At 70.4% G+C, this 23,146-nt stretch carries 18 protein-coding genes; 12 read left to right on the plus strand and 6 right to left on the minus strand.

The features are described from left to right. The 3 genes from ACFRIC_RS37465 to ACFRIC_RS37475 all read right to left on the minus strand — a co-directional run bounded on the left by ACFRIC_RS37465 (position 1) and on the right by ACFRIC_RS37475 (position 2,588). Positions 1–885 (minus strand): ABC transporter substrate-binding protein, encoded by an 885-nt coding sequence (locus ACFRIC_RS37465; RefSeq protein ID WP_382795839.1) that lies wholly within the window; start codon positions 883–885, stop codon positions 1–3. Positions 886–1,232: 347 nt separating this feature from the next. Further along, positions 1,233–1,889 (minus strand): MBL fold metallo-hydrolase, encoded by a 657-nt coding sequence (locus ACFRIC_RS37470; RefSeq protein WP_382795841.1) that lies wholly within the window; start codon positions 1,887–1,889, stop codon positions 1,233–1,235. Between the two features lie 9 nt (positions 1,890–1,898). Then, the gene (locus ACFRIC_RS37475) at positions 1,899–2,588 is read right to left on the minus strand and encodes a maleylpyruvate isomerase family mycothiol-dependent enzyme (protein WP_382795843.1); all 690 of its coding nucleotides are present in this window, start codon (positions 2,586–2,588) and stop codon (positions 1,899–1,901) included. A gap of 223 nt (positions 2,589–2,811) precedes the next feature. Here ACFRIC_RS37475 and uvrA point away from each other — a divergent pair, with 223 nt between their 5' ends. Then, positions 2,812–5,883 carry an excinuclease ABC subunit UvrA gene (gene uvrA, locus ACFRIC_RS37480; protein WP_382795845.1) on the plus strand — a complete coding sequence of 1,024 codons (3,072 nt, stop codon included), beginning with the start codon at positions 2,812–2,814 and terminating at the stop codon, positions 5,881–5,883. 138 nt (positions 5,884–6,021) lie between these two features. Here the strand turns inward: uvrA and ACFRIC_RS37485 are convergent, their stop codons facing one another. Beyond that, entirely contained in the window at positions 6,022–6,933 is a 912-nt protein-coding gene (locus ACFRIC_RS37485; RefSeq protein ID WP_382795848.1) for a carbohydrate kinase, read from the minus strand. After that, on the minus strand, positions 6,930–8,075 hold the full coding sequence (locus ACFRIC_RS37490) for a LacI family DNA-binding transcriptional regulator (RefSeq protein ID WP_382795850.1): 1,146 nt from the start codon (positions 8,073–8,075) through the stop codon (positions 6,930–6,932). Before ACFRIC_RS37490 ends, ACFRIC_RS37485 begins: the two co-directional genes overlap by 4 nt. A gap of 394 nt (positions 8,076–8,469) precedes the next feature. Here ACFRIC_RS37490 and ACFRIC_RS37495 point away from each other — a divergent pair, with 394 nt between their 5' ends. Next, positions 8,470–8,898, plus strand: a complete 429-nt coding sequence (locus ACFRIC_RS37495) for a Rieske (2Fe-2S) protein (protein ID WP_382795853.1) — start codon at positions 8,470–8,472, stop codon at positions 8,896–8,898. Positions 8,899–8,917: 19 nt separating this feature from the next. On the opposite strand, the gene ACFRIC_RS37500 is transcribed toward ACFRIC_RS37495, so the two are convergent. Continuing rightward, on the minus strand, positions 8,918–9,865 hold the full coding sequence (locus ACFRIC_RS37500; protein ID WP_382795856.1) for a hypothetical protein: 948 nt from the start codon (positions 9,863–9,865) through the stop codon (positions 8,918–8,920). Between the two features lie 374 nt (positions 9,866–10,239). On the opposite strand from ACFRIC_RS37500, the gene uvrC reads away from it, so the two are divergent. The 10 genes from uvrC (at position 10,240) to ACFRIC_RS37550 (ending at position 22,829) form a co-directional block, all read left to right on the plus strand. Next, on the plus strand, positions 10,240–12,339 hold the full coding sequence (uvrC, locus tag ACFRIC_RS37505) for an excinuclease ABC subunit UvrC (protein ID WP_382795859.1): 2,100 nt from the start codon (positions 10,240–10,242) through the stop codon (positions 12,337–12,339). Beyond that, positions 12,336–13,352: an RNase adapter RapZ gene (rapZ, locus tag ACFRIC_RS37510; RefSeq protein WP_382795861.1), complete on the plus strand. Its 1,017-nt coding sequence runs from the start codon at positions 12,336–12,338 to the stop codon at positions 13,350–13,352. The genes uvrC and rapZ overlap by 4 nt, the downstream gene beginning before the upstream one ends. Further along, positions 13,349–14,419: a uridine diphosphate-N-acetylglucosamine-binding protein YvcK gene (yvcK, locus tag ACFRIC_RS37515; RefSeq protein ID WP_382795864.1), complete on the plus strand. Its 1,071-nt coding sequence runs from the start codon at positions 13,349–13,351 to the stop codon at positions 14,417–14,419. The genes rapZ and yvcK overlap by 4 nt, the downstream gene beginning before the upstream one ends. Then, positions 14,410–15,399, plus strand: a complete 990-nt coding sequence (gene whiA, locus ACFRIC_RS37520; protein ID WP_037624822.1) for a DNA-binding protein WhiA — start codon at positions 14,410–14,412, stop codon at positions 15,397–15,399. The genes yvcK and whiA overlap by 10 nt, the downstream gene beginning before the upstream one ends. A 228-nt stretch (positions 15,400–15,627) precedes the next feature. Then, a complete protein-coding gene (locus ACFRIC_RS37525) occupies positions 15,628–18,585 on the plus strand; it encodes a M14 family zinc carboxypeptidase (protein ID WP_382795867.1) in 2,958 nt (985 codons plus the stop codon). Between the two features lie 191 nt (positions 18,586–18,776). Further along, a complete protein-coding gene (gene gap / locus ACFRIC_RS37530) occupies positions 18,777–19,787 on the plus strand; it encodes a type I glyceraldehyde-3-phosphate dehydrogenase (RefSeq protein ID WP_382795869.1) in 1,011 nt (336 codons plus the stop codon). A gap of 142 nt (positions 19,788–19,929) precedes the next feature. Further along, positions 19,930–21,141, plus strand: coding sequence for a phosphoglycerate kinase (locus tag ACFRIC_RS37535; protein ID WP_382795872.1), 1,212 nt, complete (start codon positions 19,930–19,932; stop codon positions 21,139–21,141). 5 nt (positions 21,142–21,146) lie between these two features. Further along, positions 21,147–21,923: a triose-phosphate isomerase gene (gene tpiA, locus ACFRIC_RS37540; protein ID WP_361691161.1), complete on the plus strand. Its 777-nt coding sequence runs from the start codon at positions 21,147–21,149 to the stop codon at positions 21,921–21,923. A gap of 98 nt (positions 21,924–22,021) precedes the next feature. After that, positions 22,022–22,258 carry a preprotein translocase subunit SecG gene (gene secG / locus ACFRIC_RS37545; RefSeq protein ID WP_382795875.1) on the plus strand — a complete coding sequence of 79 codons (237 nt, stop codon included), beginning with the start codon at positions 22,022–22,024 and terminating at the stop codon, positions 22,256–22,258. 283 nt (positions 22,259–22,541) lie between these two features. Further along, a complete protein-coding gene (locus tag ACFRIC_RS37550) occupies positions 22,542–22,829 on the plus strand; it encodes an RNA polymerase-binding protein RbpA (protein ID WP_004002138.1) in 288 nt (95 codons plus the stop codon). The last annotated feature ends 317 nt before the right edge of the window (positions 22,830–23,146 follow it).

Here is a 23,146-nt window from a genome sequence, read left to right on the forward strand (position 1 = left end):
TCACTTGAGCACCGGGGCGTCGACCGCTTCGGACAGCCACTGCTCCTCGATCTTCGCGAGCGTGCCGTCCGCTCGCAGGGCGTCCACCGCCTTCGTCACGCAGGAGGTCAGCGCGCTCCCCTTGTCGAGGACGAGCCCGAACTGCTCCGGCGTGCCACCCCTGTTCTCGAACTGCCCGACGATCCTCGCGTCGGTCACCTCGGCGGCCGTGATGTAGAAGGCCGTCGGCAGATCGGTGACGATGGCGTCTACCTGGCCGTTCTTCAGGGCGGACTTGGCCTGGTCGTTCTTCGCGTACGCGGCCGGTTGCCGGGCCGGCTTCACCACGTCGTCGATGTAGTCCAGGCTGGTGGTGCCGACCTGCGCGCCCAGCTTCAGATCCTTCAGGTCCGCGAGACTCGTCGCCTTCGCGGCCTTGGAGCCCTTCAGCGCGATGACCGCCTGGCGCACGTCGTAGTAGCCGGACGAGAAGTCCACGGCCTTCCGGCGCTCGGAGCTGATGGACACCTGGTTGATGTCGAAGTCGAAGGTCTTCGCACCGGGGGCGAAGGCCTTGTTGAAGGGCACGCTCTGCCAGACGACATCGGCATAGGCATAGCCGAGCCGCTTCGCCACGGCGTAGGTCACCGCGGACTCGAAGCCCTTCCCGTTGGCGGGCTTGTCGTCCTTGAACCACGGTTCGTACGCCGGTTCGTCGGTGGCGACGGTGAGCTTGCCGGCGGTCCGCGTGCTCAACGAACCCTTGGCGCAGCTCCCGGCGGTGCTTCCGGAGGCTTTGCCGGAGGCCTCGCTCTCGGGCTGCGGGGCACAGCCGACGGCGAGGGCGAGCAGGGCGACGGTGCAGGCGGAGGCGACGGGGCGCAGGGCGCGCTGGGGTCGGTACATGGCCGGAGAGTGGCAGCGAACGAGGCCAACTGTCCAGGTCACAGCGGTAATTGTCCGCATGGTGGGAATGCGTGTTGCGGCAGTGTGAACTCCGCGGCCACAGCCGTCCCGCGCACCTGGGTCCGGTCACCGCCGAGGGCGGGGGGAATGGGGCCGGGGCCGCCGGCCGAGGGCGGGATCGGGGGCCGGCGGCCCTGCCGCCCAGGAGCCGTCATCCTGCGCGGGGCCGCCTCCAGTGGACTGCACCGGTGAAGGACGGGGGAGCGCGCGTGGGACATCAGCGTGTGCGCTCGGTTCACACGGGGCGCACGCGAGGCTTCACGCCCCGCGTGCGTCCGTGCTCGTGTTCACCACCCGCGCGCGTGCCACTCCGGCAGGTGCGGGCGCTCGGCGCCCAGCGTCGTGTCGTCGCCGTGGCCGGGGTACACCCAGGTCTCGTCCGGCAGTACGTCGAAGATCCGCGTCTCGACGTCGTGGATGAGCTGTGCGAAGGCCTCCGGGTCCTTGCGCGTGTTGCCCACACCGCCGGGGAAGAGGCAGTCGCCGGTGAACACGTGCGGGTGACCGTGGGGGTCGTCGTAGACGAGGGCGATCGAACCCGGTGTGTGCCCGACCAGGTGGCGCGCGGTGAGTTCCACGTTGCCCACCCTGACCGTGTCGCCGTCCTGGAGGGGGACGTCGGTCGGTACCGGGATGCCGTCGGCGTCGTCCCGGCCCGCGTAGGTGCGCGCGCCGGTGGCGGCCACGACCTCGGCGAGCGCCTGCCAGTGGTCGCCGTGCTGATGCGTGGTGACGACGGACGCGATGCCGTCGTCACCGATCAGGGTGAGCAGGGTCGAGGCCTCGTTCGCCGCGTCGATCAGAAGCTGCTCGTCGGTGGCCCGGCAGCGCAGCAGATACGCGTTGTTGTCCATGGGGCCGACCGCGACCTTGGAGATCATCAGGTCCTGCAGCTCGTGCACGTCGGCCGGGCCGCCGACCGTCACCGCTCCGCTGTACGTCATGACGGCAGCCTATAGCGGAGGCAGCGCCGGAAGACGGCCGCCGCGAACCGTCAGCGCGGAGCCGTCACGGCGGCCGCAGAGCCAGCCGAGCAGATCGGCCGCCGGGCCCTGGACCTCGACCGGTCCGCCCTCGGCGCCGCCGCCCGTGGTCCACGACCGGCCGTCGCCGGCGCCGAGCGTGGTGGAGGGCACGTCCTTGTGGCCGGCGAACCGCTCCGCGAGGAAGTCGATCTCCCGGTTCACGAATTCCTCCGGCAGATCCTCCAGCTCGTAGCCGATGCCCAGATCCACGTGGTGCAGGTCGACCTCGACCCAGCGCCGGAACGGCACCCGGGCCGCGGAGTCGGTGACGCCGTTGCGCAGGGCCACCGTGCGGGACCAGTCCGCGGGAGCGGCTCCCGTCGCGTCGAAGCGGGCCGCGCTCTCCCGCAGGTCGGCGAGCTGGGTCTCCAGCGGGCGCGGGGCGTCCCGCTCGATGTCGGCGTCCCGGGTGCTCGCGGAGGCGTACATGGGCCGCCCCTCCAGAACGTTCACCAGGGCGTCCGCGTTGCGGGACAGGTGGGCGAGCACATGCCCACGGCTCCAGCCCGGAAGCCGTGACGGCTCGGCCACGGCGGCGTTGTCCAGTTTGGCGACCGCGGTGAGCAGTCGTTCCGTCGCGTCACGTACAGACGCCAGGTCGCGCACATGATCCATCATGAGGTCGACCCTAGCCCCGCCACACGTTCGGGTGAAGCTGGTCGGCCGCCCCCGTAAATCGAATGCGCGTGCTATAGGCTCGACGGTGGCGTCGGGCATGCTGGATGGTCCGGGATTGTTGTGAACCAGCGAAAGCAACCGGCGCTGTCAGTGGCTCGCCCTAGTCTGAGAAGACGGGGGCCCGCGGCCCCTGTCACTTCTCTCAAGAAAGGTACGGACCGGCGTGGCCGACCGTCTCATCGTCCGTGGAGCGCGCGAGCACAACCTGAAGAATGTCTCGCTCGACCTCCCGCGCGACTCGCTCATCGTCTTCACGGGCCTGTCGGGGTCGGGCAAGTCCTCCCTCGCCTTCGACACGATCTTCGCCGAGGGCCAGCGGCGCTACGTGGAGTCCCTGTCCTCGTACGCCCGGCAGTTCCTCGGCCAGATGGACAAGCCGGACGTGGACTTCATCGAAGGTCTCTCCCCGGCCGTCTCCATCGACCAGAAGTCGACCTCGCGCAACCCGCGCTCGACGGTCGGCACCATCACGGAGGTCTACGACTACCTCCGCCTGCTCTTCGCGCGCATCGGCAAGCCGCACTGCCCCGAGTGCCGCCGTCCCATCTCGCGGCAGTCGCCGCAGGCCATCGTCGACAAGGTGCTGGAGCTTCCGGAGGGGAGCCGCTTCCAGGTCCTGTCGCCGCTGGTGCGCGAGCGCAAGGGAGAGTTCGTCGACCTCTTCGCCGACCTCCAGACCAAGGGGTACAGCCGTGCCCGGGTCGACGGCGAGACGATCCAGCTCAGCGAGCCGCCGACCCTGAAGAAGCAGGAGAAGCACACCATCGAGGTGGTCATCGACCGTCTCACGGTGAAGGACTCCGCCAAGCGCCGTCTCACCGACTCCGTGGAGACCGCCCTCGGGCTGGCCGGTGGCATGGTCGTGCTCGACTTCGTCGACCTCCCCGAGGACGACCCCGACCGCGAGCGCATGTACTCGGAGCACCTGTACTGCCCGTACGACGACCTGTCCTTCGAGGAGCTGGAGCCCCGCTCCTTCTCCTTCAACTCGCCGTTCGGCGCCTGCCCCGAGTGCACGGGCATCGGCACGCGGATGGAGGTCGACCCCGAGCTGATCGTCCCGGACGAGGACAAGTCCCTGGACGAGGGCGCCATCCACGCCTGGTCGCACGGACACACCAAGGACTACTTCGGCCGGCTGATCGGCGCCCTCGCGGACGCGCTGGGCTTCCGGACCGACATCCCGTTCGCCGGGCTGCCGCAGCGCGCCAAGAAGGCCCTGCTCTACGGCCACAAGACACAGATCGAGGTCCGCTACCGCAACCGGTACGGCCGCGAGCGCGTGTACACGACGCCCTTCGAAGGGGCCGTCCCCTTCGTCAAGCGGCGCCACAGCGAGTCCGAGAGCGACGCCAGCCGCGAGCGCTTCGAGGGCTACATGCGCGAGGTGCCCTGCCCCACCTGTGAGGGCACGCGCCTGAAGCCGCTGGTCCTCGCGGTCACGGTCATGGAGAAGTCCATCGCCGAGGTCGCCGCGATGTCCATCAGCGACTGCGCGGACTTCCTGGGGGAGCTGAAGCTCAACGCCCGCGACAAGAAGATCGCCGAGCGCGTCCTGAAGGAGGTCAACGAACGGCTGCGCTTCCTGGTCGACGTGGGCCTCGACTATCTGTCGCTGAACCGCGCGGCGGGCACCCTCTCCGGCGGTGAGGCCCAGCGCATCCGCCTGGCCACCCAGATCGGCTCCGGACTCGTCGGCGTCCTGTACGTCCTCGACGAGCCATCCATCGGTCTGCACCAGCGTGACAACCACCGGCTGATCGAGACCCTCGTCCGCCTGCGCGACATGGGCAACACGCTCATCGTCGTCGAGCACGACGAGGACACCATCAAGATCGCCGACTGGGTCGTCGACATCGGTCCCGGCGCGGGTGAGCACGGCGGCAAGGTCGTGCACAGCGGCCCCTTGAAGGAACTTCTCGGCAACACCGAGTCGATCACCGGGCAGTACCTCTCGCGCAAGCGGCAGATCCCCACCCCGGACATCCGCCGCCCCGCCGACCCGGGCCGCAGGCTCACGGTGCACGGCGCCCGCGAGAACAACCTCCGGGACATCGACGTGTCCTTCCCGCTGGGCGTCCTCACCGCCGTCACCGGTGTATCGGGTTCCGGCAAGTCGACCCTGGTCAACGACATCCTGTACACCCACCTGGCCCGCGAGCTGAACGGCGCGAGGAACGTGCCGGGGCGCCACACGCGCGTGGACGGCGACGACCTCGTCGACAAGGTCGTGCACGTCGACCAGTCGCCCATCGGCCGCACCCCCCGCTCCAACCCGGCGACGTACACCGGAGTCTTCGACCACGTCCGCAGGCTGTTCGCCGAGACCACCGAGGCGAAGGTGCGGGGCTATCTGCCCGGCCGCTTCTCCTTCAACGTCAAGGGCGGCCGCTGCGAGAACTGCTCCGGCGACGGCACCATCAAGATCGAGATGAACTTCCTGCCGGACGTGTACGTCCCCTGCGAGGTCTGCCACGGGGCGCGCTACAACCGGGAGACCCTGGAGGTCCACTACAAGGGCAAGTCCATCTCCGAGGTCCTGGACATGCCCATCGAGGAGGCGCTCGGCTTCTTCGAGGCCGTGCCCGCGATCGCCCGCCACCTCAGGACGCTCAACGACGTCGGCCTCGGCTACGTCAGGCTCGGCCAGTCCGCGCCGACGCTGTCCGGCGGCGAGGCGCAGCGCGTCAAGCTCGCCAGCGAGCTCCAGAAGCGCTCCACCGGCCGCACCGTGTACGTCCTCGACGAGCCGACCACCGGCCTGCACTTCGAGGACATCAGCAAGCTCATCACGGTGCTGTCCGGGCTGGTCGACAAGGGCAACACGGTCATCGTCATCGAGCACAACCTCGATGTCATCAAGACCGCGGACTGGGTCATCGACATGGGACCCGAGGGCGGCAACGGCGGTGGTCTCGTGATCGCCGAGGGCACGCCCGAGGAGGTCGCCGGCGTTCCGGCCAGCCACACCGGCAAGTTCCTGCGCGAGATCCTCGGCGCCGACCGGATCAGCGACGCCGCTCCCGTGAAGGCCCCGCGCAAGGCGACCGCCAAGAAGACGGTCGCCGCGGGGACGACGGCAAGGAAGACGGCCACCAAGACCGTCAACAACACGGCCACCAAGAAGGCGGCCGCGGCGAAGAAGACCGCCACGACTGCGGCCAAGAAGACCGCCACCACGGCGGCCAAGAAGGCGGCTCCCGCGAAGAAGACCACGCGGGCCCGTAAGGCCTGACCCGGCCGCTCCGGCACACCCGACCCGGTCCGGTGTGCCGGACGGGTGTGGTGCGTGCCGGACAGGTGCGGTGCCATGTCTCGACAGGCGGTGCCCCGCGGGAACTCCCCGCGGGGCACCGCCTGTCGAGGATCCGGCCTAGAGATCGCCGAGCTCGCGGGCGTACGGCGGTTCGGCTCCGGCGCGCGAGCAGGTGACCGCCGCCGCGCGGGCCGCGAAGCGCAGAAGCTCGGTCCAGCCCTTGGGACTCAGTTCCGTCAAGGCTGGCGCGGACAGGGCGTCACGGGTGGCCAGGCCGTGCAGCAGCGCCGCGTTCACGGTGTCACCGGCACCGATGGTGTCCACCACGTCCACCGGTTCGCCGGGCACGGAGTGCACCGCGCCGTCCCGGGTGAAGGCGGTGAGTCCGTCACCGCCCCGGGTGATCACTACGGCGGAGGGACCGGCCGCCAGCCATTCGCTCGGGGTGCCGCCGAGCCACCGGGCGTCCTCCTCGGACAGCTTGAGCAGGGACACCGACGGCAGCCAGCTCTTGAACCGGGCACGGTAGGCGTCCGGGTCGGGGATCAGCCCGGTGCGGATGTTCGGGTCGAGCGCGGTGAAGACGCCCCGCGCCGCGGCGGTCCGCATCAGCTCCTCGTACGCGCTCGCGCCCGGCTCCAGCACGAGCGAACAGGTCCCGAAGGACACCGCCCTAGTCCCGTCCGGGAGTTGGTCCGGGGCGGCGAAGAGACGGTCCGCCGTGCCCTCGACGTAGAAGGAGTACGCGGCCGAGCCGTCCGTGCCGATCGTGGCGACGGCCAGCGTCGTCGGCTCGCCGCCGCGCTCGACGGAGGACACGTCGACGCCCGCGGTGACGAGCCCGCCCAGGAGGGCCTCCCCGAAGGCGTCTCGGGAGACGCGGGAGCAGAAGGCCGTGGGGGAGCCGAGACGGCTGAGCGCCACCGCCGTGTTGTAGGGGCCGCCGCCCAGGCGCGGCAGCAGTCCCGCCAGGGCGCCGGAGCCCTGCGGCACCAGATCGATCAGAGCCTCACCGGCGACGACGATCACGACTCGGGTCCTTTCCTCGGTATCTCGTTCTCGGAGCCTTCGGAGCCTTCGGAGCCTTCGGAGCCTTCGGAGCCTTCGGAGCCTTCGGAGCCTTCGGAACCTTCGGAGCGTGCAGTGCGCGCGGCGCCCGCGGGGCAGCCACACGAGGTGCGGTGGACGAAGGCGCAGGGAAGCCGGACGGTGCGGCTCTCCAGGTGCGGGGACGCCAGCCGTTCCAGGAGCAGCCGGACGGCCGTGGCCCCGATCTCCTTGCTCGGCTGGGCGATCACGGTGAGCCTCGGCGTGAACAGATCCGCCCAGGAGAAGTCGTCGAAGCAGCACAGCGCCAGGTCGCCCGGCACGGACAGACCCCGGTCACGCAGGGCCCGGAGCGCGCCGACGGTCATGGCGTTGTTCGCGGTCACGAGCGCGCTCGGCGCCGCTCCGAGCGACAACAGCCGCCGGGTGGCCTCCTCGGCGGCCTCCGCGCGGGAGTCGCCGTGCGCCACGAGCCGTTCGTCGTAGGGAAGTCCGGCCTGTGCGAGGCCGTGCCGGTAGCCGGTGATCCGCTCCGAAGTGGTGCTGAGTCCGGGCAGGCCCGCCACCAGCCCGATGCGCCGGTGGCCCCGCTCGGCGAGGTGGGTCACCAGGCTCGCCATGGGGGCGGTGTTCTTGGCACACACCTGGTCGTGGCGGAAGCCGCTTCCGGCGGGCGTGTTCACGAGCCGGTCCAGGAAGACCGTCGGTACGTCGTGCTGCTCCAGGTAGCGCAGGAGCGCGTCGGGAGCCGCCGACGGCGCGATGATCATTCCGTCCACGCGCCGTTCGTGCAGCAGGCGGACGACCTTGCGCTCGTGTTCGGGGTCGTCGTGCGGATCGGCGATCAGCAGGCCGTAGCCGTGTTCCAGGGCTCCGGCCTCGACGCCCTGGAGGATCTCCGTGAAGAAGGGGTTGCTGATCGCCGACACCGCGAGCCCGATGGACCGCGTACGGGAGGTGACGAGCGAACGGGCGAGGGTGTTGTGCGTGTAGCCCAGCTCGTCGATCGCGTCGAGAACGGCCTGGCGCGTCCCGGGCAGCACCGGACGGGTGTCGTTGAGGACGTGCGAGACGGTCGCGATGGACACACCCGCCCGCCGGGCCACATCGGCCATCGTCGCCATGGCGCTCCCTCCTGGGTCCCGGATGCCCGCCTGGGAGCCGCGGGCCCGGTGCCGGCCGGTGCACAGTGTGGACGCCGGACCGCGACGCCGAACGGAACCCGCCGCTCGCGGGTGAACGTATCCCATCCACCGGCGGACGTAAACGCTTACGCATACGTTTGCGCAAGCGTTTACGTGACGAGCCGCACGGACCGGCACACAGGCCGGCACGCGGGCCGGAACACAAGCCGGAACACAGGCCGGCACGCGGGCCGGTCAACGAACCGACCCATGGATCGGCCCCGGCAACGGCGGAATGATCTGTACCGGTATGGTCGGTGTGCGGCGCCCTCGCCGTTCAGCCCCGGCGCCGTCGGCGCAGTGTCCGCCGGCACCCTCGACCAGTGGAGATGCCATGTCCGGCCGTCCGTCCGCGAGCCGTCGTACCGTCCTGCGGGGAGCGGCGCTGACCCCGGTGGCCGGGCTCGGCCTCGCCGCGTGCTCCGGCGGCGGCAGCGGAGGCGGGACTCCCGCCACGCCGACCGCTCCCGTCGTCCTCGGCGCGGCGAGTGACGTGGCCAAGGGCGGTGCCGAGCTGTACGAGGACCACAACGTCGTGGTCAGCCGTGCCGACGACGGTGCGCTCAAGGCGTTCAGCTCGATCTGCACGCACGCCGGGTGCGCCATCAACAAGCTGCAGGGCACGACCCTCGTGTGCCCGTGTCACGGCAGCGAGTTCGACGCCGAGACCGGCAAGGTGCTGCGGGCACCGGCCACCGTGCCCCTGCACCCGTTGTCCGTCGAGGAGCGTGGCGGGAACATCGTCGCGGGGCCGGGCGCCTGAGACGGGAGCGGCCGAGAGGTCACTCCCAGTCCCAGCCGATCCCGACGATCCCCGACCGCACGCGCGGCTCCACCAGGTGCACCGAGCGGTGCCGGCCGCTCAGCGGCAGTTCCTGCCGGCCGCTGCGGGGCGCGGCGGCCGAGTGCTGGGTGAAGCGGTGACAGCGCACGGGCAGCGCGTTCTCGGCGAAGTGCACCTGGAGCGCGTACTGGCCACCGGCGAAGCCGAACCCGCGGACGTACTCGCTGGACGCCCCGGCCGTGCCGTCCTCGAAGGCGTAGCGGAAGAGGAACGTCTCTCCCGCCCGCAGTCGGGTGTCGAAGAGCAGTTCCGCGACGAGCACGCCGGTGTCGCGGTGCCAGCGCACCCGTCCCGTACGGCAGTTCTCCAGCGCCCGGACCGTCGTCTGATCCGGCGCGCATCCGGGGTCGCCGTGATGGATGGCGACATAGCGGTCCACGCCGTCCTTGTGCGCGCGCACGATGTGGTGCGACTCGCGGCCCAGCAGTTCGCGACGTGCGCCTATGCGGACCCGTTCGTGATGGCCGAGGGTGTGCAGACCGCCGTCGAGGGGGGACTCCAGTTCGGCCAGCAGCCGTTCCAGGACACCGGAGGCCTCGACGAGGGAACGGTAGGAACGCCCGGTGGGCCGTTCCGGATCGGAGCGCTCCTCTGCCTCGGCCAGCAGTCTGATCAGGGACTCGTCGGGCAGTTGGAGGATCTCCTCCAGGGCCCGGACGGCTCTCAGCGACTCGGGGCGCTGGGGCCGGCGGGCGCCCTGCTGCCAGTAACTCAGGCTCGTCACCCCGACTCTGACGCCGTATCGCGACAGATGGTGCTGCACGCGCTGCAGCGGCAGCCCGCGGGCGGTGATCGCTGCGCGCAGTGCGACATGGAAGGGGCCGCCCCGCAGGGCCGTATCCAGTTCCGCCGTGGCGACGTCCGCGTGCTGTGTGCCGGTCCGCATGCAGGGGCCTTTCTGTGGATGTTCACTACGGCTGGTCAGGCCGTGAGAGCGGTTCATCGGCGCCGCCCGGTGGGCGCGCGGGGGCTGTACACGCGCGGGTTTCGCCGTTCACGCCCCGAGTTCCCCCGCATTGAAGCGTGTTGACCAAGCCCCGACAACACCTGATGCTCAACATGGCTCACCGCAGCCCCCCGGACGCGCTCCGTCCCTCCTGGCCCCCACTCGGAGGCCCGGCACCAGGTCACGGGGGTGGCCGGAAACGGCGCGTCCCCGGACCCGCACGCGCCCCGGCGCGGCGGTCGGCGCCGCGAGGTTTTCCACAGGCGTACCGGGAGCCGACCGCGGTGTCGGCCCGCGCCAGTAGGGTGTGTGACATGGCCGACCCCTCCAGCTACCGCCCCAAGCCGGGACAGATCCCGGACTCCCCAGGGGTGTACAAATTCCGCGACGAGCACCGCCGGGTGATCTACGTCGGAAAGGCGAAAAGCCTGCGTCAGCGCCTGGCGAGCTACTTCCAGGACCTGGCGAATCTCCACCCGCGCACCCGCACGATGGTCACCACGGCGGCGTCGGTGGAGTGGACGGTCGTGTCCACGGAGGTCGAGGCCCTTCAGCTCGAGTACTCCTGGATCAAGGAGTACGACCCCCGGTTCAACGTGAAGTACCGCGACGACAAGAGTTACCCCCACCTCGCGGTGACGATGAACGAGGAGTTCCCGCGCGTGCAGGTGATGCGCGGGGCCAAGAAGAAGGGCGTCCGCTACTTCGGTCCGTACGGGCACGCGTGGGCCATCCGCGACACCGTCGACCTGCTGCTGCGCGTCTTCCCGGTCCGCACCTGCTCCGCCGGAGTGTTCAAGAACGCCTCCCGCACCGGCCGGCCCTGCCTCCTCGGCTACATCGGCAAGTGCTCCGCCCCCTGTGTCGGCCGGGTCTCGCCCGAGGAGCACCGCGACCTGGCCGAGGAGTTCTGCGACTTCATGGCGGGCCGTACGGGGACGTACATCCGCCGGCTGGAACAGCAGATGACGGAAGCCGCCGAGGAGATGGAGTACGAGCGCGCGGCCCGGCTGCGCGACGACATCGAGGCGCTGCGCAAGGCCATGGAGAAGAGCGCGGTCGTCCTCGCGGACGCCACCGACGCCGACCTCATCGCCCTCGCCGAGGACGAGCTGGAAGCCGCGGTGCAGATCTTCCACGTGCGCGGCGGACGCGTGCGCGGCCAGCGCGGCTGGGTCACGGACAAGGTGGAGGCGGTCACCACGGCCGACCTCGTCGAACACGCGCTCCAGCAGCTCTACGGAGAGGAGACGGGCGACTCCGTCCCCAAGGAGGTGCTCGTCCCGGCGCTGCCCGAACCGGTGGAACCGGTCCAGGAATGGCTCACCGCGCGCCGTGGCTCGAACGTGTCCCTCCGCATACCGCAGCGCGGCGACAAGAAGGCCCTGATGGAGACCGTGCAGCGCAACGCCCTCCAGGCGCTCGCCCTGCACAAGACCCGGCGTGCCTCCGACCTGACCACGCGCTCGCGCGCCCTGGAGGAGATCGCCGAGGCGCTCGACCTGGACAGCGCGCCGCTGCGGATCGAGTGCTACGACATCTCGCACCTCCAGGGCGACGACGTGGTGGCCTCGATGGTCGTCTTCGAGGACGGGCTCCAGCGCAAGGGTGAGTACCGGCGCTTCCAGATCAAGGGCTTCGCCGGCCAGGACGACGTCCGCTCCATGCACGAGGTGATCACCCGCCGCTTCCGGCGCTATCTCGTCGAGAAGGAGAAGACCGGGGAGTGGACGGACGGCGAGGACGGCGTTCCGGGAGCCGCGGAGATCCTGGCCGACGGGATCCCGCTCTCCGGGAGCACCCTCGCGGAGGACGACGGCCGGCCCAAGCGTTTCGCCTACCCGCCGCAGCTCGTCGTCGTCGACGGCGGCCGTCCGCAGGTCGCCGCCGCCCAGCGGGCCCTGGACGAGCTGGGCATCGACGACATCGCCGTCTGCGGGCTCGCCAAGCGCCTGGAGGAGGTGTGGCTGCCCGGCGAGGACGACCCCGTGGTCCTGCCGCGCAGCAGTGAGGGCCTGTATCTGCTCCAGCGGGTCCGGGACGAGGCCCACCGCTTCGCGATCACCTACCAGCGCGCCAAGCGGGCCAAACGCTTCAGGTCGGGCCCGCTGGACGACGTGCCGGGCCTGGGCGAGTCCCGCAAGCAGGCACTGATCAAACATTTCGGCTCCGTGAAGAAGCTCCGGTCCGCGACGATCGACCAGATCTGCGAGGTCCCCGGCGTGGGGCGCAAGACGGCGGAGACCATCGCCGTGGCCCTCGCCCAGGCGGCTCCCGCGGCACCCGCCGTGAACACGGCCACTGGAGAGATCATGGAAGACGACGAACACGCGGCGCCCGAGACGACGGCGGGCCCCGCGGAGGAGCCCGTGACCGCGGGCGCCTCGGACGAGCGACGGGGGCAGGAGACATGACCGAGAACGCGCGCGAAGAGGAACGTCCGGCGCAGGGCCGGGAAGCACACAGCGAGACGAGTGAAGAACAGGCGGAGCGCGAAGCCCCGCAGGAAGTCGGAGAACAGGTGGGTACGGGCATCGAGACAGCCGGGGCGGGAACCGCCGACGCCGTCATCCCCGAGCTGGTGATCATCTCCGGCATGTCCGGAGCCGGCCGGTCCACGGCCGCCAAGTGTCTGGAGGACCTCGGCTGGTTCGTCGTCGACAACCTGCCGCCCGCCCTGATCCCCACCATGGTGGAGCTCGGCGCCCGCTCCCAGGGCAACGTGGCACGGATCGCCGTCGTCGTCGACGTACGCGGCCGGCGGTTCTTCGACAACCTCCGCGAGTCCCTCGCCGACCTGGAGTCGCGCAACGTCACGCGGCGGATCGTGTTCCTGGAGTCCTCCGACGAGGCCCTGGTGCGCCGCTTCGAGTCGGTGCGCAGGCCGCACCCCCTCCAGGGCGACGGCCGCATCGTGGACGGGATCGACGCCGAGCGCGAGCTGCTGCGCGAGCTGCGCGGCGACGCCGACCTGGTCATCGACACCTCCAGCCTGAACGTGCACGAGCTGCGCGCCAAGATGGACGCCCAGTTCGCGGGCGAGGAGGAGCCCGAGCTGCGGGCCACCGTCATGTCCTTCGGCTTCAAGTACGGCCTCCCGGTCGACGCCGACCTGGTCGTGGACATGCGCTTCCTGCCGAACCCGCACTGGGTCCCCGAGCTGCGCCCCTTCACCGGCCTGAACGAAGAGGTCTCGGCCTACGTCTTCAACCAGCCGGGCGCCAAGGAGTTCCTCGACCGCTACGCCGAGCTGCTCCAGCTCATCGCCGCCGGATACCGGCGCGAGGGCAAGCGCTATGTGACCATCGCCGTCGGCTGCACCGGCGGCAAGCACCGCTCGGTGGCCACCGCCGAGAAGCTCGCCGCCCGCCTCGCCTCCCAGGGAGTGGAGACCGTGCTCGTCCACCGGGACATGGGGCGCGAGTGACCGGACGTACTGCCCTGCGGCTGAGCCGGCTGCGCCGGGAGACCCCCGGGGACCGGGCGGGCCGGCCGGCCGCGGCGCGCGGAGCCAAGCCGCGCCGCCGCGGCGCACAGCCCAAGGTCGTCGCCCTCGGCGGCGGCATGGGGCTGTCCGCCTCGCTCGCCGCGCTGCGCCGGATCACCGGCGACCTCACGGCCGTCGTCACCGTGGCCGACGACGGCGGCTCCAGCGGGCGCCTGCGCGACGAGCTGGGCGTCCTGCCGCCCGGTGACCTGCGCAAGGCGCTGGCGGCGCTGTGCGGCGACGACGACTGGGGCCAGACCTGGGCCCGCGTCATCCAGCACCGCTTCCAGTCCAAGGGCGACCTGCACGAACACGCGGTCGGCAATCTGCTGATCGTCGCCCTGTGGGAGCAGCTCGGCGACCACGTGCAGGCGCTCGACCTGGTCGGCAAGCTGCTCGGCGCGCACGGCCGGGTGCTGCCCATGTCCGCCGTGCCCCTGGAGCTCCAGGCCCTGGTCAAGGGCCACGACCCCGACCGGCCGGAGGAGGTCGGCACCGTCCGGGGCCAGGCGAACGTGGCGCTCACCCCCGGTGAGGTCCAGTCCGTGCACGTCGTACCGCACGATCCGCCGGCCGTGCCCGAGGCCGTGGCCGCGGTCCTCGACGCGGACTGGGTGGTTCTCGGCCCCGGCTCCTGGTTCTCGTCGGTCATTCCGCATCTTCTGGTGCCCGAACTGCTGGACGCCCTGAGCCAGACCCGGGCGCGCCGGGTACTCTCCCTGAACCTCGCACCGCAGCCCGGAGAAACCGAAGGCTTCTCCCCGCAGCGTCATTTGGAGGTTTTGGGACGACACGCCCCTAAACTCGCCCTGGACGTGGTGCTGGCCGACGAGGCTGCCGTGCCCGACCGCGAGTCTCTCGCCGACGCCGCCAAGCGGTTCGGTGCCGCGGTCGAGCTGGCGCCGGTGGCCAGGCCCGATGGATCTCCGCGGCACGATCCGGAGCTGTTGGCCGCCGCGTACGACCGTATTTTTCGGATGCATGGAAGGATCGGCCCATGGCGATGACGGCAGCGGTGAAGGACGAGATCTCCCGGCTCCCCGTCACCCGGACCTGCTGCAGGAAGGCGGAGGTCTCGGCCATCCTGCGGTTCGCCGGCGGCCTCCACCTGGTGAGCGGCCGGATCGTGATCGAGGCGGAGCTGGACACCGCGATGGCGGCGCGCCGCCTGAAGCGGGACATTCTGGAGATCTTCGGCCACAGTTCCGAACTGATCGTGATGGCGCCCGGCGGACTGCGCCGCGGCTCGCGCTACGTGGTGCGCGTGGTCGCGGGCGGTGACCAGCTCGCCCGCCAGACGGGCCTCGTGGACGGGCGGGGACGCCCGATCCGCGGACTGCCGCCGCAGGTGGTCTCGGGGGCGACCTGCGACGCCGAGGCCGCCTGGCGCGGGGCCTTCCTGGCGCACGGCTCGCTCACCGAGCCCGGCCGCTCCTCGTCCCTCGAGGTGACGTGCCCGGGACCGGAGGCCGCGCTCGCGCTCGTCGGTGCCGCCCGCCGGCTCTCGATCGCGGCGAAGGCCCGCGAGGTGCGCGGCGTGGACCGGGTCGTCGTCCGCGACGGCGACGCGATCGGCGCGCTGCTCACCCGTCTCGGCGCCCACGAGTCGGTGCTGGCCTGGGAGGAGCGGCGGATGCGCCGCGAGGTCCGCGCCACGGCGAACCGGCTCGCCAACTTCGACGACGCCAACCTGCGCCGCTCGGCGCGCGCCGCCGTCGCCGCCGGAGCCCGTGTCCAGCGCGCCCTGGAGATCCTCGCGGACGAGGTGCCGGAGCACCTGGCCGCCGCCGGACGGCTGCGCATGGAGCACAAGCAGGCATCCCTGGAGGAGCTGGGCGCGCTCGCCGACCCGCCGCTGACGAAGGACGCGGTCGCGGGCCGTATCCGCCGGCTGCTGGCGATGGCCGACAAGCGGGCGCAGGACCTCGGGATCCCCGGGACGGAGTCGAGCCTGTCCGAGGAGATGGCGGACAACCTCGCCGGCTGACCCGGATCGCGGGGCGACGTGAGAGACGTGTGCGAGGTCCGGACGTGCGCGCAGGACGTGATCTGCCTGCCGGATGATCTGACAGAAGCTCAATATGCCGGTGCCGACGCCCACTTGGGAGGTCGGCACCGGCTCGTGTCGGCCCGCGAGGCACCCTTGACTTGACCTTGAAGTGTCATGAGCCTGGCATCCGTTCGCTGCTGTGGCGGACCCGTGCAAGGGGGACTCATGAGACGAAGAGCGAGCGCGATCCTCGCTACCGGCGCGCTCCTGCTGGGCGGTGCGGCCGTGGCGCCGGTCGCCCGCGCGCAGGACGGCAGTTCACCCAAGCCCGACGCGAACGCCGTGAAGGTGTTCCGCGCGGAGGTCACGAAACAGCAGGTACCCCTGCTGCTCGCGGCCGGCCAGGACAGTCACGAACTCGGCGACACGACCTGGAAGAACGGCAAGAGCACCGTCGAGGTCTACGTCACCGACCAGCAGGCCCGGAAGCTGGAGAAGCAGGGCGTCGACCTCACCGAACACACCCTCTCCGCCAAGGCGGAGAACCGCGTCGCGGACGCCGCCCAGGGGGTGTTCCGCCCGTACAGCGGGAAGGGCAACCTCCAGGAGGAGATCGTCGAGGCCGGCCGGGCGAACCCCGGCCTGACGAAGGTCGTCTCCATCGGCAAGACCCTGAACGGCCAGGACATCCTCGCGCTGAAGCTGACCAAGGGCGCCAGGAAGACCAAGGACGGCTCCAAGCCGTCGGTGCTGTACATGTCCAACCAGCACGCGCGCGAGTGGATCACGCCCGAGATGACCCGGCGGCTGATGCACTACTACCTGGACAACTACTCCACGGACAAGCGCGTCAAGAAGATCGTCGACTCCACCGAGCTGTGGTTCGTCCTGTCGGCCAACCCCGACGGCTACGACTACACCTTCAAGGACGCCGACACCCGCCAGTGGCGCAAGAACCTGCGGGACGTGAACGGCGACGGCGTCATCTCCACCGGTGACGGCGTCGACCTGAACCGCAACTTCGCCTACAAGTGGGGCTACGACGACGAGGGCTCGTCCCCCAACCCCACCAGCGAGACCTACCGGGGCGCGACTCCCGGGTCCGAGCCCGAGACCAAGGCGCTCGACGCCTTCGAGAAGCGCGTCGGCTTCACGTACGGGATCAACTACCACTCCGCCGCCGAACTGCTCCTCTACGGGGTCGGCTGGCAGGTGGCGACGCCGACCCCCGACGACGTGCTCTACAAGGCGCTCGCCGGAACTCCGGAGAAGTCCGCGATCCCGGGCTACCACCCGCAGGTCTCCTCGGAGCTCTACACCACCAACGGCGAGGCGGACGGCCACGCGGGCAACGTCAACGGCATGGCGATGTTCACCCCCGAGATGTCGACGTGTGAGACCGCCTCGGACCTCGACCCGAACGACGGCTGGAACGCCGCGGACTGCGCCTCGGTCTTCACCTTCCCGGACGACGAGAAGCTGATCGAGCAGGAATTCGAGAAGAACGTGCCGTTCGCGCTCTCCGTCGCCGAGACCGCGGCCCACCCCGACCGGCCCTCCTCCTCGGTCGGCCTCGACGCGCCCGACTTCACCCCCTCCGCCTTCACGACGTCGTACGCCCGCGGCGCGGACCAGAAGGTCTCGGTCGTCGTCCGCAAATCCGTACGCGACAAGAAGCTCAAGTACCGCGTCGACGGCGGCCGTACGCACGCCACCTCGCTCAGGCCCTGGCGGGGCGGCGAGACCTACGGCGGCACGGACAACCTCTACTTCGACGAATACCGCGCCAAGGTCGAGGACGCGGAGCCCGGCGACACGGTCGAGGTCTGGTTCACCGGCGAGACCCGGAGCGGGAAGCCCACCTCCAGCACCCACTTCACGTACACCGTGGCCCAGCGGCCGCGCGCCGACGTGCTCGTGGTCGCCGAGGAGGGCGCGGCCGCCACACAGGCGCAGACCTACGTCGACGCGCTGAAGGCCGACGGGAAGAAGGCCCTCGTCTGGGACGTCGCCACCCAGGGCGCGCCGGACGCGCTCGCCGTGCTCGGCCACTTCGGCACGGTCGTCCACTACACCGGCGCCCCGCGGCCCGGCAACGCCACCCAGCTCCAGCTCCGCGCCTACCTCAACGAGGGCGGCAAGCTGGTCGAGGCGGGCGAACTGGCCGGCGGCAGCGTCGACCTCGGCGGCGGCACCCTCTCGAACGACTTCAGCCAGTACTACCTCGGCGCCTACTCCCGTACGTCCACCCCCGGCGCCAAGGGCTTCACCGGCTCCGGCGGGCTCGGCGGAGCCGGCGGGACCCTCGGAGACGCGCCCGGCAACCCGCTGAACGCGGCCGGCACCTACGGCGTCACCTCGGACTCGCTCTCCGCTGCGCGCTACCCGCAGTTCGCCTCCAGCGCGGGAGCGGGACAGTTCAGCGGGACCGTCAACCCGTACGGGCCCTACGAGGGCTCCTACATGGCCGCCGCGGTGCACACCGACGACGCCTACAAGCGGCTGACCCGCACCATCGACCTCACCGGCGTCACCGCCGCCGACCGGCCGACGCTGCGCTCCCAGATGCTGTGGGACACCGAGCCCGGCTACGACCACGCGGTCGTCGAGGTCCACACGACCGGGGCCGACGACTGGACCACCCTCCCCGAGGCGGGCGGCGCCAGTTCGGCCGCGGTCCCGGCCGAGTGCGAGGCCGGCTTCCTCGCCCGGGAACACCCCTGGATCAAGCACTACCTGACCGTGAGCGCGGCCGGCTGCACCGCCACCGGCTCCAGCGGCCGGTGGAACAGCCTGACCGGCGCGTCCAGCGGCTGGCAGCCGGTCGCCTTCGACCTGAGCGCGTACGCCGGCAGGTCGATCGAGGTGTCGATCGGCTACATCACCGACCCGAGCACGGGCGGCCACGGTGTCCTCGTCGACAACACCGCCCTCACGGTCGGCGGCACCAGCACCGGGACCGAGGGCTTCGAGACCTCCCTCGGCCCCTGGACCGTCGCCGGTCCGCCCGCGGGCAGCCCCGCCGTTCTGCGGGACTGGGCCCGCACCGGCGAACTCTTCAAGACATATGGAGCGGTCACCACGGACGACACCGTGCTGCTGGGCTTCGGCCTGGAGCACGTCGCCACCGCGGCCGACCGCGCGGCCCTCATCGGAAAGGCACTCTCGGCACTTGAGGACTGACGGTCCGTGACAATCGCATGATCGACACGGGCGATCCGTACCCCTACTGGCGGGTACGGATCGCCCTGCCGTGTATGGCCGTGCTCGATGTCACTCCGGGGCCTTGGGGGAGGTAGGGTCGGAGGCGGTCGGGGACATCCCATACAACTCGCCGACACTTGAGTCGGCGTACCTAACGAGGAGATCGGTTCGTGACGATCCGCGTAGGCATCAACGGCTTTGGCCGCATCGGTCGTAACTACTTCCGCGCGCTGCTGGAGCAGGGTGCTGACATCGAGATCGTGGCTGTCAACGACCTGGGTGACACCGCGACCACCGCCCACCTTCTGAAGTACGACACCATTCTGGGCCGCCTCAAGGCCGAGGTGTCGCACACCGCCGACACGATCACCGTCGACGGACACACCATCAAGGTCCTGTCCGAGCGCAACCCCGCCGACATCCCGTGGGGCGAGCTGGGCGTCGACATCGTCATCGAGTCGACCGGCATCTTCACGAAGAAGGCCGACGCCGAGAAGCACATCGCCGGCGGCGCCAAGAAGGTCCTCATCTCGGCTCCGGCCAAGGACGAGGACATCACCATCGTGATGGGTGTCAACCAGGACCAGTACGACCCGGCGAACCACAACATCATCTCCAACGCCTCCTGCACCACCAACTGTGTGGCGCCGATGGCCAAGGTTCTCGACGAGAACTTCGGCATCGTCAAGGGCCTGATGACGACGGTTCACGCGTACACGAACGACCAGCGCATCCTGGACTTCCCGCACTCGGACCTGCGCCGCGCCCGCGCCGCCGCCGAGAACATCATCCCGACCACGACCGGTGCCGCGAAGGCCACCGCCCTGGTCCTCCCGCAGCTCAAGGGCAAGCTGGACGGCATCGCCATGCGCGTCCCGGTCCCGACCGGCTCGGCCACCGACCTGGTCGTGACGCTCCAGCGCGAGGTCACCAAGGACGAGGTCAACGCCGCGTTCAAGAAGGCCTCCGAGGACGGCGCGCTCAAGGGCTTCCTGGCGTACACCGAGGACCCGATCGTCTCCTCGGACATCGTCAGCGACCCGGCCTCCTGCACCTTCGACTCCTCCCTGACCATGGTCCAGGAGGGCAACACGGTGAAGATCCTCGGCTGGTACGACAACGAGTGGGGCTACTCCAACCGCCTCGTCGACCTCACGGTCTTCGTCGGCGACCAGCTCTAGTTTCCAGAGCAGGCACCTCGATGTGAGCCAGGGCTCGGGCAGCGCGACGCCGCGCTGTCCGGGCCCTGCGCCACGTAGTGACCGACCGCCCGGATCGGTCACCTCTCGCGGATCTGAAGAGCCTTCCCCAGGAGTCCCTTTCATGAAGACGATCGACGAGCTGCTCGCCGAAGGCGTGGCCGGCAAGCGGGTATTCGTCCGCGCCGACCTCAACGTGCCGCTGGCGAACGGCCTCATCACCGACGACGGCCGCATCCGCGCCGTCCTGCCCACCGTCAAGGCACTGGCCGACGCGGGCGCCAAGGTCATCGTCGCCTCGCACCTGGGCCGCCCCAAGGGCGCCCCGGACCCGGCGTTCTCCCTCCTCCAGCCCGCCGAGCGACTCGGTGAACTGCTCGGCGCGCCCGTCGCGTTCGCGCAGGACACCGTCGGCCCCGCCGCCCACGAAGCGGTCGACGGCCTGGAGCCCGGCCAGGTGGCGGTCATCGAGAACCTCCGCTTCAACGCGGGCGAGACGTCCAAGGACGACGCCGAGCGCGGCGAGTTCGCCGACCGGCTCGCCGCCCTGGCCGACGTCTACGTGGGCGACGGCTTCGGCGCCGTGCACCGCAAGCACGCCTCCGTGTACGACCTTCCGGCCCGGCTGCCGCACTACGCCGGCTACCTCATCGCCACCGAGGTCGGCGTCCTGAAGAAGCTCACCGAGGACGTCGCGCGGCCCTACGTCGTCGCGCTCGGCGGCTCCAAGGTCTCCGACAAGCTCGCCGTGATCGACCAGCTCCTCGGCAAGGCCGACCGCATCCTGATCGGCGGCGGCATGGCCTTCACCTTCCTCAAGGCCAAGGGCTACGAGGTCGGCTCCTCCCTGCTGCAGGAGGACCAGATCCCGGCCGTCACCGAGTACATGGAGCGCGCCGACAAGCTGGGCGTCGAGCTGGTGCTCCCGGTCGACGTCGTCGTCGCCCCCGGGTTCCCGGACCTCAAGGCCAAGGCGCCCACCGAGCACACCGCCGTCGACGCGGACAAGATGCCCGAGGGCCAGCTCGGCCTGGACATCGGCCCGAAGACCGGTGCCCTCTACGCAGCCAAGCTCGCCGACGCCGAGACCGTGTTCTGGAACGGTCCCATGGGCGTCTTCGAGCACCCCGACTACGCCGAGGGCACCAAGGCGGTCGCCCAGGCCCTCGTCGACTCCAAGGGCTTCACCGTCGTCGGCGGCGGAGACTCCGCCGCCGCGGTGCGCACCCTCGGTTTCGACGAGAACGCATTCGGCCACATCTCGACCGGTGGCGGCGCCTCCCTCGAATACCTCGAGGGCAAGACGCTCCCCGGCCTCGCCGCACTGGAGGACTGACCTAGATGAGCACGCGCACGCCGCTGATGGCGGGCAACTGGAAGATGAACCTCAACCACCTCGAGGCCATCGCGCACGTCCAGAAACTCGCCTTCGCCCTGGCCGACAAGGACTACGAGGCCTGCGAGGTCGCCGTCCTGCCGCCCTTCACCGACCTGCGCTCCGTGCAGACCCTGGTCGACGGCGACAAGCTCAAGATCAAGTACGGGGCCCAGGACCTGTCCGCGCAGGACTCCGGCGCCTACACCGGCGAGATCTCCGGCTCGATGCTGGCCAAGCTGAAGTGCACGTACGTGGCCGTCGGTCACTCCGAGCGCCGCCAGTACCACAACGAGACCGACGAGATCGTGAACGCCAAGGTCAAGGCCGCCTACAAGCACGGCCTGACCCCGATCCTGTGCGTGGGCGAGGAACTGGACGTCCGCGAGGCGGGCAACCACGTCTCCCACACCCTCGCCCAGGTCGAAGGCGGTCTGAAGGACCTCCCCGCCGAGCAGGCCGAGTCCGTCGTGATCGCGTACGAGCCCGTGTGGGCCATCGGCACCGGCAAGGTCTGCGGCGCCGACGACGCGCAGGAGGTCTGCGCCGCGATCCGCGCCAAGCTCGCCGAGCTGTACTCCCAGGAGCTGGCCGACAAGGTCCGCATCCAGTACGGAGGCTCCGTGAAGTCCGGCAACGTCGCCGAGATCATGGCGAAGCCCGACATCGACGGCGCTCTGGTCGGCGGCGCGTCGCTGGACGCCGACGAGTTCGTCAAGATCGTCCGGTTCCGCGACCAGTAAGTATGCGGTAGCGGCGATTCGTCGTACCCTTGCGGGGGTCTGGTGCACTCGCACCGGGCCCCCGCAGTCCATCCAGTTCCGAGGAAGTTGGTCCAGCCGTGGTTTTGGGGTTCTCGATCGCCCTGATCGTCTTCAGCCTGCTGCTGATGCTGCTCGTGCTGATGCACAAGGGGAAGGGCGGCGGCCTTTCCGACATGTTCGGTGGCGGCATGCAGTCGTCCGTCGGTGGCTCCTCGGTCGCCGAGCGCAACCTCGACCGCATCACCGTGGTGCTCGGCCTGCTCTGGTTCGTGTGCATCGTCGTGCTGGGTGTCCTGATGAAGATCAACAACTGATCGCCGATCGACATCGGTACGACAGCACAACTGCACATCTCGCAAGCACATTCCGCACGTAAGGCCCCATGTCCGGTACGCGCCTCCAGGCGCCGCCTATCATGGGGCTTGCGTCTAGGGGTGGGGATGTAACTCCAATCACTGGACGCGCGTTGGGCCTTACGTAGACTGAGGCGCTCGCAACGAAGCGACACGCCGACTCGCTTCGCGGCACCATCACGCAGGGAGTTACACCGTGGCAAGTGGCAACGCGATCCGAGGAAGCCGGGTCGGGGCGGGGCCGATGGGCGAGGCCGAGCGCGGCGAGTCCGCGCCGCGGCTGCGCATCTCCTTCTGGTGCTCCAACGGGCACGAGACGCAGCCCAGCTTCGCCAGCGACGCGCAGGTTCCCGACACCTGGGACTGCCCGCGCTGCGGCTTCCCCGCCGGACAGGACCGGGACAACCCGCCGGACCCGCCGCGCACCGAGCCCTACAAGACGCACCTCGCGTACGTGCGGGAGCGGCGCAGCGACGCGGACGGCGAGGCGATCCTCGCCGAGGCGCTCGCCAAACTGCGGGGCGAGATCTAGGAGTTGAGAACCGGCCGGGCATCCCATGGGTGTCTGGCCGGAACGGTTTCACGACGACGCCGACACCGGATCCGGCCCGTTGCCGGGTCATCGTGTGTGTCTGTCTGTCGTGTCTGCCGTGGCCGGCGCCTGCCATGCCGGCCATGTCCGGATGCCCGCGGTGCGGGCGGACCTCCCTGGCGGGGCTTCCCTGTCCCTCGTTCGCATGCCCGGGGCGAGCTGAGCCGTGCCACGCCCTGCCGTGCGGAGGCCCGCTGAAGCGGGGGAGCGGTCGGCGGGTCACGCCGATGCAGCAGTGCGGGCCGGAATTCGTGCCG

Source organism: Streptomyces sp. NPDC056738 (assembly GCF_042790435.1).
GTDB lineage: Bacteria > Actinomycetota > Actinomycetes > Streptomycetales > Streptomycetaceae > Streptomyces.

Coding starts and splice junctions, on each gene's coding strand:
- ACFRIC_RS37465 (WP_382795839.1), bottom strand. CDS start 885: ATGTACCGACCCCAGCGCGCCCTGCGCCCCGTCGCCTCCGCCTGCACC.
- ACFRIC_RS37470 (WP_382795841.1), bottom strand. CDS start 1,889: ATGACGTACAGCGGAGCGGTGACGGTCGGCGGCCCGGCCGACGTGCAC.
- ACFRIC_RS37475 (WP_382795843.1), bottom strand. CDS start 2,588: ATGATGGATCATGTGCGCGACCTGGCGTCTGTACGTGACGCGACGGAA.
- ACFRIC_RS37490 (WP_382795850.1), bottom strand. CDS start 8,075: ATGGCGACGATGGCCGATGTGGCCCGGCGGGCGGGTGTGTCCATCGCG.
- ACFRIC_RS37495 (WP_382795853.1), top strand. CDS start 8,470: ATGTCCGGCCGTCCGTCCGCGAGCCGTCGTACCGTCCTGCGGGGAGCG.
- ACFRIC_RS37500 (WP_382795856.1), bottom strand. CDS start 9,865: ATGCGGACCGGCACACAGCACGCGGACGTCGCCACGGCGGAACTGGAT.
- uvrC (WP_382795859.1), top strand. CDS start 10,240: ATGGCCGACCCCTCCAGCTACCGCCCCAAGCCGGGACAGATCCCGGAC.
- rapZ (WP_382795861.1), top strand. CDS start 12,336: ATGACCGAGAACGCGCGCGAAGAGGAACGTCCGGCGCAGGGCCGGGAA.
- whiA (WP_037624822.1), top strand. CDS start 14,410: ATGGCGATGACGGCAGCGGTGAAGGACGAGATCTCCCGGCTCCCCGTC.
- ACFRIC_RS37525 (WP_382795867.1), top strand. CDS start 15,628: ATGAGACGAAGAGCGAGCGCGATCCTCGCTACCGGCGCGCTCCTGCTG.
- ACFRIC_RS37535 (WP_382795872.1), top strand. CDS start 19,930: ATGAAGACGATCGACGAGCTGCTCGCCGAAGGCGTGGCCGGCAAGCGG.
- tpiA (WP_361691161.1), top strand. CDS start 21,147: ATGAGCACGCGCACGCCGCTGATGGCGGGCAACTGGAAGATGAACCTC.
- ACFRIC_RS37550 (WP_004002138.1), top strand. CDS start 22,542: ATGGGCGAGGCCGAGCGCGGCGAGTCCGCGCCGCGGCTGCGCATCTCC.